Source organism: Ewingella sp. AOP8-B2-18, assembly GCF_052376015.1.
GTDB lineage: Bacteria > Pseudomonadota > Gammaproteobacteria > Enterobacterales > Enterobacteriaceae > Ewingella > Ewingella allii.
In genome coordinates, this window is record NZ_JBQSVB010000008.1 from 181,105 (window position 1) to 195,942 (window position 14,838).

Here is a 14,838-nt window from a genome sequence, read left to right on the forward strand (position 1 = left end):
AGTCAAATTGCGTATAAATATGAATGTCATACGGGATTTCGATGATGAATGAGCGCCCAGCCCTTCTCCCACGCCACCAGCCAATGGGTAAGCCCAAGCTGCGCCAGAAACGCCTCGTCGTGCGACACCACCAGCAGCGTTCCCTGATACTGATTGAGCAGCGCCTCAAGTGCAGCCAGAGAGGGAAGATCCAGATGGTTGCTTGGCTCGTCGAGCAGCAGGCAATCGGCGGATGGATCGGCATAAATCACCTTAGCCAGCGCGGCTTTGAGCTGCTCGCCGCCGCTGAGTTGCGCGCAGGGCAGTAGCACCCGGCTAGCGTCTAGCCCTAGCTGGGCGAGCTGCATACGCAGCTGAGATTCCCCGGCGATGCTATTCACCTCAAGTAACTGCTCGAGGATCGTTCGATGTGGATCAAGGCTGGAGAGCTGCTGGTCAAGATAAGCCATTTTCGCCCATGCCACGCGCAGGCCAGAGACCGGCGGCAGCAGGCCCGCCAGCACTTTCAGCAGGGTCGATTTACCACAGCCATTCGGGCCAACCACGCCAATTCGCTGGCCGCCGCTAATGGCCAAGGTGATCTGGTCGAATGGCGGTGTGACAAAGGGCAGCGTGACCTCGGTCAGTGCAGCCACCTTTTGAGCAGTAGTAGCCTTGAGCGAGTCGGAATGCATGGCAATATGCGCCGCCGCCTCGAGGTGTTTCGCCGCCTCTTGGACCTGCTGGCTGAGGTGCGCCCGCGCTTCAAGTTGCTGCTTGTGTAACTTCCCCGCCGAAGCCTCGCTGCGCCCTTTTTGCCTCCCCAGCAATATCTTGGCTTGATTGGCCTCTTTGCCACGGCGATCGCCGCGTGACTGGCGTTTCTCGAGCTTTTCACGCTGGTCGCGCAAGGCCAATTCCTCCCGTTTTCGCTCGACTTTGAGCCTCTCCAGCTTCTGCGCGGCGGCGGCAGCCTCCTGCGCTTTCGCCTGCTGGTAGAAGGCATAATTACCACCATAGCTGCGCAAACCCAGTGAGGACAATTCCACAATCCGCGCCATCTGTTGCAGCAGCGCGCGGTCGTGAATTATCACCACTAAGCCGCCAGACCAGTGTTGTAATTGCTGCATCAGCGCACGTCGGCTAGGGCCGTCGAGGTGGTTGGTCGGCTCATCAAGAATGAGGAAATCGGCGTCTGAGAGCGTCGCCCCAATCAGCGCTACGCGCATCGCTTCGCCGCCGCTAAGTTGGCTGACCGGCGACTCTGGCGAAAGATAGCCCAATCCGGCGGATTCCAGCTGGGTATGTAGCCGCTGGCGGATATCCCAGTCATCGCCGACCTGCTCGAAATCGGCCGGATCGACGCTTCCCGTCTCAATACGCAGTAACGCGGCAAGGGTGTTCTCAACGCCCGCCAGCGCCGCGACATTGGCATATTTTTCAGGGGTAAGGTGCTGCGCCAGATACCTGACTTTACCGGAACAGTGGCACTGGCCGGAGGAAGGCGCGAGCAGCCCGGCCAACAGCTGCGCCAGCAGGCTTTTACCCACGCCATTGCGCCCCACCAGCCCGGTGTGGCGGTGATCAAATTGCTCGGTGATGTCGGTGAAAAGCGGCGTGCCGTTGGGTAAAACCAAAGAGACGCGGTCCAGCGTTAGAATAGGATTCGTCATGCGATAACCTTAAAATTAATGCACCAAAACAACGCCACGGGGGAGTTGCAAGAGGGCCGCCGAGGGTGGCGGTGGGCATTAATTGCGCATTGGACGAATACCTCATTGAGATGTGAAAAGACCGGGTGACTATAAAACAGGCGGTTTTCCGCTGTCAAATCTCCCGGTCAGTTTTGTGATTTTATAACTCAGCCGCGCCGGGGTTATCAAAGCCTACACGCCCGACAAAAGGCAGGCGCAGCGCCGGAGATTTGATATCAACGCCAAGGTTCAGCCCTAGCAGATTGACTTCAACCCCCTCTTCTACCCCCAGCGTAAAGCCAAGAACGCCGAGCACTGAGACCTGCAAGCCACGCCCCGACGGCGGCAAGCCGATCGGATTAGTCAGCCCACGGTAGTCTTTGCCGATGGCATTCGACGGCATATCTAGCTTGAGCGCCGGGACTTCGCGGCCAATGTGTGCCATGAAGGTGTTGCTGTTTGGTCCCGGCCAGGCGTGATAAGTGTGCGGATAAGGGTAGCTTTTTATCGCCGCCTCAATCTGTGGGATCAGCGTTTCAGCCAGTTCGCCACGGCGATCGGCCAGCAGTTTAGGCTTAGAACCAAACCAGTAGCCGTCGGGGATCGCGTAATCGCGGCGAACCACGTTGCTGCTACCCCAGCTCACCACGTCATAACGGGTGAACTGGGTATCGCCCGCCCGTTTATAGATGATCCACGGATGCACCGCCACCAGCCCGCGCCAGCCATAGGTCGGCGCGGCGTAAATCTGGATAATCGCGGTGCTTTTCAGCTGTACCGGGTTGGGGGCAATACCCGCAGAATCGCGGCGCGCGGTAGACCAATCGCCGCCCACCGCCTGCTGCTCTTTGCCCTGCGAGCTTTTAACGTAACTGCACCCCAACGACAGAAAGAGGATGCAGACAATACACAGGGGAACCCATTTAATCACCATCATGCCTTATGTACCTGTGGAAGCTAGCCCGCGCCCTGCGGGAAATTCAGCCTGATAAATTATCACATGTACTCGCCGACGCTATTGCTCATCCTGCTGTTTAGCACGTTCGGCTCGGGCGAGCTGTCGCCCCTGACGCCAGTTCAGCAGCGGGGTGACGGTCAACCCGTGTACCAGCACGCTGGCGACAATCAGGGTGAAGGCGATATCACCCATGCGCTCCGCCTCCAGGCCACCAATGCCGTGGGTGTAGGCATAGGCGATGTAGTTGATACTGCCAATACCGCGGATCCCCAGCCAGCCAATCATCAGCCGTCGGGCGCGCGGCGCGCCGCTGCCGATGGTCGCCAGATAGACCGACAGTGGGCGGATGACCACAAACAGGATCGCCGCCATCAGCAGGCCCGCCGGGTCCCAATGCTGGGAAAGGGTAATGCCCAGCACCACGATAATCGCGGCGGCGAACAACCGCTCAATGGTATCGCCGAAGGAGAGCGCGTCGCCCACCATCAGCCCCACTGACTTGGCCGGGCCACTGTCAGAGAAGGCGTGGCGGATGTGCGGGTTCACCAACTCTTCGGCCGGGCGATAACGCTGGTCTCCATCCATATTTTCCGGCGGATGCAGGTTCACAATGCGCAGTTCGGCGGCGCGCAGCCCGACCCCGGCGGCGAAGGCGGCGAGGAAGCCCGAGGCGTCCACGCTTTGCGCCGCGGCATAGCTCAGGGCAATTAAAGACAGCGCGATAAAGTCACTCGGCGCGATATCACCCTGCACGCTTCTCAGCCGGGTGGCGAGCAGGCCAATCAAGCGGCCCAGCAGATAGCCAATCCCCAAGCCGCCGAGCAGCGCCCACAGCACGTCCACCAAGGCCCAGTGGCCGATTTGCAACCAGCTCAGCGGCTCGGGGGAATTCATAATGAGTAGCGCCAGCATCAAAATCGGCAGGGCTGAACCGTCATTCATGCCCGCCTCGCTGGACAACGAAACGCGCAGATTGTCGTCATCGCTGGCGTTATTGACTGAAATCAGGCTCGCCAGCACCGGGTCAGTAGGCGCGACGATGGCCCCGAGCGCCAGAGCTATCGGCCAAGACAGGCCAAACAGGTAGTGCGCCACCAGCATCACGCCCGCAACGGTTATCAGCATACCGGGGAACGCCAGCCTGACGCCCATTCGCCAACCGTGATTGCGAAACGGCATCCGCAGCTTCAAGCCGGTGATAAACAGAGAGGCCGCCATGGCGATTTCGGTCAATCGGCCGGTGAGTTCTGAATGCGCCACCATATCAATGTGCAGCAAATCCAGCACCCACGGGCCGCAGGCCACGCCAGCGGCAAGGTACAAACCAAAGGTGGTCACCGGGCTGCGATGGATCCAGCCCGATGCCAATGACATTAGCAACAGCAGTCCACCCACGGCCGCTGTCCATCCTAGAAAACTCATGGACTCCTCCAGTAAAAGCGGGGTTGAGTGAAAGTTTAGAAAATTGAAGGGGATATAAAAGGTTAGACTAATTCGAAGATTCTTCAATATAATCAGATTATTCATTCACCAACGAAATATAAGGAGGATTGCCATGCTGACCCGTGAAATGTTTTTCATTTCGCTCGTCCTTAGCGATCGTCACTGCTCAAGCGTTACCGGTATCGTGCTGCGATAACCTGCTTGAGCGAAGCTAACTAACAACCTGAGAACTTCCCTCCGGCTTACCGGTTATCGTCAGCGATTTTTGACGATAGGCATTTCTATGCCTAAAAATCTGAGTAAGCATCATGAGCACACTACTTTCCGCACAATCTGTCGGCTACGACAATTCCTTCGGCCCATTGCTGGCTGAGATCACCTTTAGCCTAAAAAAAGGCGACCGCATCGGCCTGATTGGTCACAACGGCTGCGGCAAAAGCACCCTGCTGAAGATCCTCAGCGGCGCGTTATCCGCCAGCTCCGGCAGCATCACCCTTGCCAATCACTGTTTGATGGCCACCGTCGAGCAGCACTTGCCCGCCACCTTGCAGCACTCCACACTGCTTGAGGCGGTACTTAACCATTTGCCGGACAGCCTGCATCAGCCCGAGCGCTGGCAGGCCGAAGTGCTGCTCGCCACCTTAGGTTTTGATGAATCGGCGTGGGAACTGACGGCGGGAACCCTCAGCGGCGGGCAGCATACTCGCCTGCTGCTGGCCCGCGCGCTGATCCGCCAGCCGGATTTACTGCTGCTGGATGAACCGAGCAACCACTTGGACCTGCCCACGCTGCTGTGGCTCGAGCAGTTTCTGCAAAACTGGGGGGGCAGCTTTGTGCTGGTTTCCCATGACCGCAGCCTGCTGGATAGCGTCACCAACTGTACATGGATCCTGCGCGACAAAACGCTGCAATTCATACGCTTACCCTGCACTCAGGCACGTCAGGCTCTTGAAGAGAAGGACGCCGCCGATGCGCATCGCCATCAGGCTGAACAGAAGGAAATTGACCGGGTGGCGAAAAGCGCCAAACGGTTAGCCATCTGGGGCAGCGTGTATGACAACGAGAAGCTGGCGCGCAAGGCCAAGCAAATGGAGAAGCAAGTGGACCGGATGAAGGATGAGCAGACTCAGCTCACCGCGGGCAACCAGTGGCAGTTGAAGTTGACGGGTGAAGCCCTGCCCGCCGACCGGGTTTTGGCGCTAACCGACCTGAAAGTTCGCCCGGACCACGATGCGCCGGTGCTGTTCGAACTGGACGAAATCCGCGTAAAAAGTGGCGATCGCGTGGCGCTGGTGGGCCGCAACGGCTGTGGCAAATCTTCATTGCTGCACAGCTTATGGCGCGCTTTCGAGCAGCCCGAAAGTCCGCAGCCGGGGATGGTCTTCCACCCCAAGGTGCAGATGGGTTATTACGACCAGAGTCTGCATCAGCTGCGTGACGACGACTCGCTGAGCGACGCTCTGGCTCCTTTCGCCCCATTGACCGAGGATCAGCGAAAAATGGCGCTGATTGGCGCGGGTTTCCCCTATCTGCGTCACCAGCAAAAGGTCAGTACCCTCAGCGGCGGCGAGCGTTCGCGCCTGCTGTTTATCGGCCTGACGCTGGCAAATTACTCGCTGTTATTACTGGATGAGCCGACCAACCATCTGGATATGGAAGGCAAAGAGGAGCTGGCCGAAACCCTGAAAACCTTCGCGGGCGCGGTGTTACTGGTTTCCCACGATCGCACCTTGATTGAGCAGAGCTGCAACCGATTCTGGCTTATCCACCAGCAGCGTTTAGAGGAGTGGCACGATCTGGCCCCCGTCTACGCCATCTTGGCAGACAAACAGGTGCCAGTGACAAGTGCGAGCTGTGATGAAAAACCAGAGGCGACACCTCTCAAAGCAGACAGCGAGGAAGAGCGCCTGCTCGCCACCCTAGTCGAACTCGAAACCAAGCTGGCCGAGGACTTGGCCCGCAAACCTAAGCATCAAAAACCCGCCCTACAGCGGGAATGGCAACAGCAAATCGAGCAGTTGAATCAGTTGTTAGATTTGGCGTAAACGGAGGGCCGCAGGGATGCGGCCTGACTTCAAGATGGGAATAAAGAGGAGTTATCTCTATAGGGAGGACTTAAAAATGCGTCCTTATTGTAGACTTAATGCCAGTCACTTAATCACATCTTGGCGCTCAATTATAAAATCCTTTTCTGCCTTTTCATGTTTTGAAAGTGAGGTCCAGCTTGGCTTAGCAGGTTGTGGGATCAGGACCTCATCATTTGGTTCATTTTTCAACTCAGTCTCGAGGTTATTACCTTTTTTGGAAACCAATAAAGTGCGCATTATATTTCTCCTTGTTTTCACTCATATGCGATATGCACCACTTTCTCCTTACCCAGCCCGACCCACCAGCCCCATAATCGTCTCCACTAACTCATTCTTAGCTTCTTCGGCGCTGATTTGTTGGCGCACTGCGGCGTTGGACAGGGCTTCGGCGGCGCCGAGCATTGCCCAGAGTCCGGCGATGGAGATCGCGCCTTGCGTAACGTAGGGGCTTAAAATCCCCCGGCACTTCTCGATAAAGCCGCACTCGTATTCACATTTGATCTTTTCCAGCTCGGGCGTGCCGCTCAGGGCAGAAACGATGCCTGAAATTTCCCGTCCTTGATTCAACACGCACTCCACATAAGAGTTGGCAATCACCGCCGCTTTATCTGCCAGCTGCTCGCCGCTTTCCTCCAATGCCTTGTCCATCACCAGCGTTTGGCGGTTGTCGTAATCCTGATACAGCACCGCCAGCAGGCCGGAGCGGGTGCCAAAATGGTCATAAACTACCGGTTTGGTCACGCCCGCTCGCTCTGCCAGATAGCCGAGAGTCAGTGCCTCGGTACCCTCTTCACGAATAATTGCCCATGCCACGCTGACCAATTGCAGATAGCGGTCCTCTCTGGACAGCCGAATGCGTGGGCGTGATGAGGCCACTTCTTTCCTGTTTTCGTCGCTTGACATGCTTATATACCAAAGGTAACTTACCAATAGTATATTATTTTACAACTCACCCTCACCATCCACAAGAAGGAATTTGCCATGCATACGCTGATTGTTGTTTCACACCCGATTGCCGACTCTCTGACCCACGCTATCGCCAAGCAGATTGCCGAGGGGATCACTGGCTCAAAGGGAGACCATAGCGTCGAAATCGCCGACCTTGCCGCCGAAGGTTTTGATCCGCGTTTCACCGCGACTGATATGAATGCTTTCAATGGCAAATCCGCCTTGCCCCAGGACGTGCTGGATGAACAAGCCCGCGTTGACCGGGCAGATGCGCTCATCTTGGTTTATCCGATTTACTGGTGGTCAATGCCGGGCCAGCTGAAAGGTTGGATCGATCGGGTCTTTGCCAACGGCTGGGCCTACGAAGACGATGGCTCGGGCAAAGTGGTGAAAAAGTTGCTTCACATGAAGGTGCATTTGGTGGCGTTGGGCGGCGCGGATATGCGCACTTTCGCGCGGCACGGCTACTTTGGCGCGATGAAAACCCAGATTGACCACGGGATTTTTGACTATTGCGGCGCGCCGGTTCTGACCTCTGAACTGATTCACACGGCCAACCCTGCGGATTTCGAGGCAAACTTAGCCTTAGCCAAAAAGCTTGGTCAGAAAGTGGTCGCCGCGCCTCAGCGCGCCGAATCACTTTGCGCATAATGGCTCATTTGCCTTAAACAAAACCCGCTTTACCCCCTTATTCCTGCGTTTGATTGCCAGCGGCTGACGGTAAAATCACCACAATCGCCGATAGAGCATTATTTTCTGCCGCTGGCACCTCTTCAAGCACCTCCAATACGGGGCAATTTTTGCGTGGCAAAATCATTTTTACGCAGTGGAAGTTTGGACGATATTCAGGCACTTGGTGAAAACGGCCAGCCGGTTTATGCCTCTGCACTCCAGATCCGCGAAACATTACGTCTTCGCAAGCAGCAGTCGATTGCCGACGTGCTGGCCATTCCCCAACCCAACGAAGCGGGCGACCGCATTGACTGGTATTCCCCTATCGCGGGCAAAGTCACTTCGTGGTTATCCGCCAGCGACAGCGAGCGCGCCTCGGCCATTACTCAGCTCGAACAGTGCCGCGTCGTGGTGCAAACCCTGTGTCAGGCGGCGCTGAAATCTAGCAAGCCGGGCCAGCAGCTGTTTGGCACCTTGTTGGCGAAAGCCATCCAGTTTCCTGACCAAAACCACGTTTATCTGGTGAATGGCAGGCCCGTTCTGACCTTCTGGGGCTTTGTCCATCTGGATAAAAAATCCCGCATTGATGCCCTTGATTGCCTGCGCCCGCCGGTGTTTAAACCGGAAAGCTCGCTGGTTGATCTGCCGTTACCGACCATCAAACGCACTGAGGCACTGCCGCCGTTGGTGGAGCCTAAACCTCAGGTTGAAGTCAAACCGCAGCCAGAAACCGTGCCTGCCGCCGCCGTTAAAAGCCCGGCCAATCGCGGCTGGCTGCGTTTTTGGTGGCTGATCCCCGGCGCGGCGCTGGCCGCCACGCTGGTGATGCAATTTACCGGCGCATTTTCCCCAGCCAGGCACCCGGCCCCGGTAGCACCGGCAGTTGCCGAGAAGCGCGCCCTGCCTGCCAGCGATGCCCCGGTGGTCACGGCCAAGGCCATCGAGCCAAAACCTGTCGTTGAAGATAAAGTGGAAGATAAACCGGCTGCCGTGGCCGCAACACCAGCGCCGCAAGTTATTCCAGCAAAAACCACTGAGCTGCCGTTAGCCCCCGCCATGGCCACGCCGCCAGTGGCGGAACCCGCTCCTGCTCCGGCCCCTGTGGCAGCCACACCGGTAGTGCCGGAAGATAAAAACGCGCTGACCATGCCGTCAGACGCCGTTAAAGTCGGCTCCACCAAGTTCCTTAATGGCAACTGGCGCGTGGTGCTGGACATTAAAACTCCGGTCACCGGCAAGCCGCCGAGCCTGAAATACCAAATCAAAAACGGTAAAGGTACGGCCAAAATCCAATATGGCGACGGCATGAGCTGCAAAGCTGACGTCAGCGCCGGTCTGATGAGTTCAGGAAATCTGGTGATCAATAGTCGATTTAAAGCCAAATGTAGCGATGGTTCGAGGTATCAAATGCCAGAGATCGTCTGTACACAACCTCTGAACGGCACCGCCGATTGTAAAGGCCGCTACGACGCCAACACCGTCATCCCGATGACCATGAAGCGCGAGAGTAAATAACCGATGCTGGCATCTATTCCTGATTATAAACAGCGAATTACGCTGATTAAGAACAGCGGCATCCAGTTTCTGGACTTCGCCCTGACGCCGCAGATTGATGAAGATCTGCCGTCCAAATTCGTCCGCAAAAGCGCCAACGGCCCGCTGCTGCGCCTCGACCACGATCCGCTGACCGGCAAATACTCCCTGCCGGTGCCGGGTGCGCAGGTTGAAGTGGTGCGCCCTGAATCCAGTATTTCGCTGGCCCAGTCCCTCGCGCTGCTGGAGAAAATCTGGCTGCCGTTGCCGTTCCTGCGTTTTACGCCGCCGCGCAACTTCTCCGGCGGGCCGGATAACTGGGCGCGGATGCAGGTGATTGCGCTGGATAAGCCGGATAACGAAGGCTACACCCATCGCATTATTTTGGCATTTGATACCAAGGTTTATGCTGACACCGCTGAATTGGAAGAGGGCCAACAGCCCGAGCAGCTGACGCCAAATGACAATGACATCAAGACCGGCGCCAGTTTCGCCTTGGCTTTTTACAATGATGAGCTGAGTGACTTCCTCGACCTGACCTGGGTGGACGGCTGGTTGCGCGAAGCATTCAGCCAGCAGGCGATTCAGCGCGAAAACCGCAATCCGCGTGATATCAAAACCGCCCTGCGCGAATTTGAATATCAGGCGCACTACCTGAATTTGTTGGAAATGCTGGGTACCCAGCTGTCGATCCCTGAAATCAAAATCAGCACCAGCACGCTGCAAGAGCCGGCGATCAACGTGGATCTGATTCTGGACGTCGGCAACTCGCACACCTGTGGGATTTTGGTGGAGGAAAGCCCGGATGAAAGCAACGGGCTGAAGCAGACTTATGAGCTGCAAATCCGTGACTTGAGCCAACCCCACCAGCTCTACAACGAATTGTTCGAAAGCCGCATTGAGTTCGCCGAAGCCCATTTTGGCAAGCAGAACTTCTCGGTGGAAAGTGGCCGCGACGACGCCTTTGCGTGGCCTTCCATCGTGCGCGTCGGGCGTGAAGCCAGCCGCATGGCGCTGACGCGTCAAGGCACCGAAGGTTCTACCGGACTTTCCAGCCCGCGCCGCTACCTGTGGGATGAAGAGAGCTACGCGCCGGGCTGGAGATTCAGCCAGAACAGCGGGCGTTCCGCGCAGGAGCCAGCGGCCACCGCGCTGCCGCAAACTTATCTGTTCAATGATGAAGGCCAGCCACTGTTTACCGTGCCGGTGGACGAACGCCTGCCGGTGTTCTCGCCGCACTACAGCCGCAGCTCAATCATGACCTTTATGCTCTCCGAGCTGCTGGCGCAGGCGTTAATGCAAATCAACAGCGCCGCGCAGCGGATGAAGATGATCCACTCGGGCGCACCGCGCCAGCTGCGCAATATCATCCTGACGCTGCCTTCGGCGATGCCAAAACCGGAGCGCGAGATCTTCCGCCGCCGCATGCTCGAAGCCATCGGCGTAGTGTGGAAAGCCATGGGTTGGCACCCGGCCGATGAAGAGTTCGCCACGGCGAGCCAGCGTGCGCTAAGTCAGGTTCCTGTGCCAGAGGTGCAGATGGAGTGGGACGAAGCCACCTGCGGCCAAATGGTCTACTTATATAATGAATCGCAGGTGAATTTTGCCGGGCGCACCGAGGCCTTCTTCGCCAGCATGGCGCGCCCGGACAAAGAGCTAGCCGAAGGGGAAACCGTCGGCAAAACCCTGCGCATCGCCTCAATTGATATTGGCGGCGGTACAACCGATTTGGCTATCACTCAGTATTGGCTGGACGACGGCGTGGGCAATAACGTGAAAATCCTTCCACGTTTACTGTTCCGCGAAGGCTTTAAAGTGGCGGGAGATGACATCCTGCTCGACGTGATCCAGCTTTACGTGCTGCCTGCGTTGCAAGGCGCGCTGAAGAAAGCCGGTATCGCCAACCCCGAGCCGCTAATGGATAAACTGTTCGGTCACGAAGGCCGGATGGACGGCTTGTCGATTCTGCGCCAGCAGGTGACTTTACAGATCTTCATGCCAGTTGGCCGCGCGATCCTCGAAGCCTATGAAAGCTTCGACCCGTTAGACACCAGCGCCGAAATCGAAACGCGCTTTAGCGATCTGCTCGAGCAGCTGCCGACGCAAAAAGTTCGCGATCACATTAACAGCGAAGTGCAGCGCGAACTGCGCAACGACGCCGCGCCATTCGACATTCTACAAGTGCCGTTAATCCTCAATCTGAGCAAGCTGCACGCCGAGTTTTTGTCGCCGCGCATGCACATCACCCAGCAGCTGCGCTCGCTGTGCGAAGTAGTGGCGCTCTACTCTTGCGACGTGCTGCTGCTGACCGGCCGCCCTTCCCGCTTCCCGGGCATTCAGGCGCTGTTCCGCCTGCTCCAGCCTTTACCGGCCAACCGCATTTTGTCCCTTGATGGTTATCACACCAGCGATTGGTATCCGTTTAACAAGTTAGGCCGAATCGATAACCCGAAATCCACCGCCGCCGTCGGCGCGATGCTCTGCCTGCTATCGCTGGACCTGCGCCTGAACAGCTTCTATTTCAAGGCGGGCGACTTCCAGCCGTACTCGACTATTCGCTATCTCGGTATGCTCGACAGCAATAACGCGCTGACCGGGGAGAACGTCTATTACAGCGATATCGACCTCGACCAGCCGGATTTCCAACTCAGCCAAGAGGTGAGTTTCCAGATGCGCGGCCCGCTGTGCCTGGGTTTCCGCCAGTTGGACAATGACCGCTGGCCCGCGTCGCCGCTCTATACCTTGTCGATAAACGACCACAAGCTGGCGCGACGCATCGCCGGAGATAACGTGCTAACCCTGAAGCTAAAAGTGAGCAAGCAAGGCGATGGCGACAGCCCCGAGCAGGTGGAAATCGCCCAAGCGGCACTTCAGGACGGCACGCCGGTGCCGACCGACCATCTGCGACTGAAATTGAATACCCTGGCGGCCAGTGGCTCAGGTGCCACTCACTACTGGATCGACAGCGGGAGCGTATTTAAGAAATGACTTCAACCCACACCGAACTTCTCAACAGCCAGCTGACCCAGATCGCCAGCGGCGTCACTCAGGCCATACAGTGGATTGAGAGTAACCGCCAGCAGTCGCCGCGCCTGAATATGGAAGCCGACCGCCTGAAGCTGAAGCTGCGCCGCCAGCGCCACAAGGTCGAGAATCTTGCCATCTCAGCATCACAGAATCCTGGGATTGGGCTTTATGGCTACTCCCAGGCGGGTAAATCTTATCTGCTGAATGCCCTCACTGCCGGGGAAAACGGCAGGCTGGAAACGCTGCTGGGCGATCGCGTTCTCGACTATTTCAGCCATATCAACCCCAGCAGTCAGGCCACCACGTTGGTCACTCGCTTTACGCGTCTGTCAGAGAGCGCGGACTCGCAGTGGCCGGTGCAACTAACGCTGCTTAGCGAAGCCGAGCTGATAAAAATCGCCGCGCTGGATGCCGCGACCCAAGGCCCGCACGCCGAGTGGGATCAGCAACAGATCCTGACTCACCTGCACAGCCTCTCTTTGCATCGCCAGCCCGACGCCATTGACGGCCTGACCGGCGATGACGTGGTGGCTATCTGGGACATGTTGGCGCGCACGGATGCTAAAGCAGACCGGCTGCGCGCCCTGCACTTCTGGCCTGCGGCGGTGGAACTGGCGCCTTATCTGGGCATTGACGATCGCGCCCGCCTGTTTTCCATTTTGTGGAATGAAGCCAGCCACGCCACGGCGTTTTACCGCCATTTCGCCCACGTTTTGCAACAGCTGGAGGGTGCGACGCAGGTTCTGGCGCCTCTCAGCGTGCTGGTGGATGACCACCTGCTGCCCGCCGATGGGATAATGAGTCCGATCACCCTAACCGCCGACTTTGAGACGGAATCGCGAGGTCAGAGCCTGTCGGTTCGCCCGGTGCACCAGGGCGTGGCCGGGCAGCAGGTTGAGATTTCTCTGGTGGAATTGACGGTGTTGACCGCCGAACTGCTGCTGCCGTTACTGTCCGCGCCGCAGGAAGCGCTGTTTGAACAGGTTGACCTGCTGCTGTTCCCCACTCAGGCCGATGCCCGCGAGTTGGGAACCACCCACAGTCTGCTGTCGCCGGGCCTGTTGCACGCCAAAAACGCCGGAATGCTGGAGCGATATACGGAAAATCAGCAGGTCAATTCGCTATTAGTCTGCACCGCCGCCGGGAACCGTGGCGCAGTGAAAAGCGTCAGCAAAGCGCTGGATAACTGGGTGAAACAGACCCAAGGCGAAAACGCGCAGATCCGCAGCCAGCGCAAGCCGGGCCTGATTTGGGCGCTGACGCCATTCGACCAGCGCATCACTCACAGCGAGCATTTCGATGAAACCGTGCAGCGCCACGTTGGCACCCCCGGCGATGCCTGGGGCACCATGCTGGCGATGGACAAACGCGGCATTGAGCGCATGGCGAGCTGGCTCACCGCCGAGGTGACTCCGGCCAACAAACTGGCGCGCCTAGGCGAGCAGCGCGACGAACTGCGCCGCGTGCTGACCGACAACCTGCTGGGAAGCTGGCTGCCCTCTTCCAATGAGCAAGAGTTAGCGCAGAAGCAGAAAATTGCCGAAAGCTTACTCAAAGCGCTGCAAACCCGCGCGGGCGTTCATGGCGAACTGCTCGAGCGCCTGCTGCCCGCCCGCGAAGATCTGCGCCGCCTCTACTTGCAGCAGTTCGACATTCAGCCCGCCGCCAGCATTACCGGCGGCGGCGCGACTGCCCCTGTTCTGACGGAAACCTTTGGTATTGGGATCAGCATAGACCTGTTCAGCGACGAACCGCTGGATGCGCCGGTCGAGGATCAGCACGCCGCCCAGCCGCCTGTGGCCGAAACCGACTTTGCGCGCCAAACCCAGCATTACTGGATTAACCACCTGCGCGGCCTGCCGGACAATGCGCCGCTGGTGGATTTGCTCGGCATTGGCAAGCCGGGGGTCGAAATGCTGGTGGAAGAGGTGATCACCGCCGGGGTGCGGATGGACGTCGCGGGCATGCTGTCTGGCGTGCTGGAAGAGACTCAGCAATCCGCCACCGCCAGCGAAAGTCAGGCCGATCGTCAGGTGTCACGCGTGCTGACGGTGATGGGTGACTTTGTGGCCTGGCTGGGCTTCTTGCAGATTGAGGAGTCGCAGCGCCCGGACAGCCGCATTAACCGTGGCCACAAGATCTTCGCCAAGCCAGCGAAAAACTGGAGCACCTCCCAACGTCTAACCAAGCTGACGCTGACCCCGGCCAATAACACCGCGTTCTATATCTATGACTGGTTAGTGGCGCTGAATGACGTGATTATCCAAAACGCCGGATATTCCGCCGGGCGCGAGATCCCACTGGCGCAGCGCGAAAAGCTGGGAGAGATTTTGCAGCAAATCCGCAGCGAGTAGCCTGCCCCCAGATAGACAAGAGGCCTGCTTTCTCCAGCAGGCCTTTTTCATTATTAACGCGAGTGACATGATCACCTGCTGGCTCTGACGTTGATAACCGAGCTTACATACGTATTGGCCGATCCTTGAAGAAAGACAATGAG

At 57.8% G+C, this 14,838-nt stretch carries 10 protein-coding genes; 5 read left to right on the forward strand and 5 right to left on the reverse strand.

The genetic code is table 11. The annotated features are described in order from the left end of the window. Positions 1-26 precede the first annotated feature (26 nt). From ACT3RR_RS16770 to ACT3RR_RS16780, 3 genes are all read right to left on the reverse strand, one after another. Entirely contained in the window at positions 27-1,652 is a 1,626-nt protein-coding gene (locus ACT3RR_RS16770) for an ABC-F family ATP-binding cassette domain-containing protein (protein ID WP_496200774.1), read from the reverse strand. Positions 1,653-1,833: 181 nt separating this feature from the next. Then, a complete protein-coding gene (locus ACT3RR_RS16775; RefSeq protein WP_353504259.1) occupies positions 1,834-2,610 on the reverse strand; it encodes a DUF3750 domain-containing protein in 777 nt (258 codons plus the stop codon). A 78-nt stretch (positions 2,611-2,688) separates the two neighbouring features. Next, on the reverse strand, positions 2,689-4,053 hold the full coding sequence (locus ACT3RR_RS16780) for a cation:proton antiporter (protein ID WP_496200775.1): 1,365 nt from the start codon (positions 4,051-4,053) through the stop codon (positions 2,689-2,691). Positions 4,054-4,382: 329 nt separating this feature from the next. Here ACT3RR_RS16780 and ACT3RR_RS16785 point away from each other — a divergent pair, with 329 nt between their 5' ends. Continuing rightward, positions 4,383-6,119 (forward strand): ABC-F family ATP-binding cassette domain-containing protein, encoded by a 1,737-nt coding sequence (locus tag ACT3RR_RS16785; protein WP_496200776.1) that lies wholly within the window; start codon positions 4,383-4,385, stop codon positions 6,117-6,119. Between the two features lie 105 nt (positions 6,120-6,224). On the opposite strand, the gene ACT3RR_RS16790 is transcribed toward ACT3RR_RS16785, so the two are convergent. Together ACT3RR_RS16790 and ACT3RR_RS16795 are read right to left on the reverse strand one after the other, a co-directional pair. After that, entirely contained in the window at positions 6,225-6,398 is a 174-nt protein-coding gene (locus tag ACT3RR_RS16790; RefSeq protein WP_353504256.1) for a hypothetical protein, read from the reverse strand. A 48-nt stretch (positions 6,399-6,446) separates the two neighbouring features. After that, on the reverse strand, positions 6,447-7,037 hold the full coding sequence (locus tag ACT3RR_RS16795) for a TetR/AcrR family transcriptional regulator (RefSeq protein WP_496200777.1): 591 nt from the start codon (positions 7,035-7,037) through the stop codon (positions 6,447-6,449). 105 nt (positions 7,038-7,142) lie between these two features. On the opposite strand from ACT3RR_RS16795, the gene ACT3RR_RS16800 reads away from it, so the two are divergent. From ACT3RR_RS16800 to ACT3RR_RS16815, 4 genes are all read left to right on the forward strand, one after another. Beyond that, on the forward strand, positions 7,143-7,760 hold the full coding sequence (locus ACT3RR_RS16800) for an NAD(P)H-dependent oxidoreductase (protein ID WP_496200778.1): 618 nt from the start codon (positions 7,143-7,145) through the stop codon (positions 7,758-7,760). A gap of 153 nt (positions 7,761-7,913) precedes the next feature. After that, a complete protein-coding gene (locus ACT3RR_RS16805) occupies positions 7,914-9,296 on the forward strand; it encodes an SrfA family protein (RefSeq protein ID WP_496200779.1) in 1,383 nt (460 codons plus the stop codon). A gap of 3 nt (positions 9,297-9,299) precedes the next feature. Beyond that, positions 9,300-12,302, forward strand: a complete 3,003-nt coding sequence (locus ACT3RR_RS16810) for a virulence factor SrfB (protein WP_496200780.1) — start codon at positions 9,300-9,302, stop codon at positions 12,300-12,302. Beyond that, a complete protein-coding gene (locus ACT3RR_RS16815; protein ID WP_496200781.1) occupies positions 12,299-14,695 on the forward strand; it encodes a virulence factor SrfC family protein in 2,397 nt (798 codons plus the stop codon). The genes ACT3RR_RS16810 and ACT3RR_RS16815 overlap by 4 nt, the downstream gene beginning before the upstream one ends. Positions 14,696-14,838: the final 143 nt, after the last annotated feature.

Excerpts from the sequence above, each read along its gene's own strand:
- ACT3RR_RS16810 (WP_496200780.1), top strand. The coding sequence starts at position 9,300 with ATGCTGGCATCTATTCCTGATTATAAACAGCGAATTACGCTGATTAAG.
- ACT3RR_RS16780 (WP_496200775.1), bottom strand. The coding sequence starts at position 4,053 with ATGAGTTTTCTAGGATGGACAGCGGCCGTGGGTGGACTGCTGTTGCTA.
- ACT3RR_RS16790 (WP_353504256.1), bottom strand. The coding sequence starts at position 6,398 with ATGCGCACTTTATTGGTTTCCAAAAAAGGTAATAACCTCGAGACTGAG.
- ACT3RR_RS16785 (WP_496200776.1), top strand. The coding sequence starts at position 4,383 with ATGAGCACACTACTTTCCGCACAATCTGTCGGCTACGACAATTCCTTC.
- ACT3RR_RS16815 (WP_496200781.1), top strand. The coding sequence starts at position 12,299 with ATGACTTCAACCCACACCGAACTTCTCAACAGCCAGCTGACCCAGATC.
- ACT3RR_RS16800 (WP_496200778.1), top strand. The coding sequence starts at position 7,143 with ATGCATACGCTGATTGTTGTTTCACACCCGATTGCCGACTCTCTGACC.
- ACT3RR_RS16775 (WP_353504259.1), bottom strand. The coding sequence starts at position 2,610 with ATGATGGTGATTAAATGGGTTCCCCTGTGTATTGTCTGCATCCTCTTT.
- ACT3RR_RS16770 (WP_496200774.1), bottom strand. The coding sequence starts at position 1,652 with ATGACGAATCCTATTCTAACGCTGGACCGCGTCTCTTTGGTTTTACCC.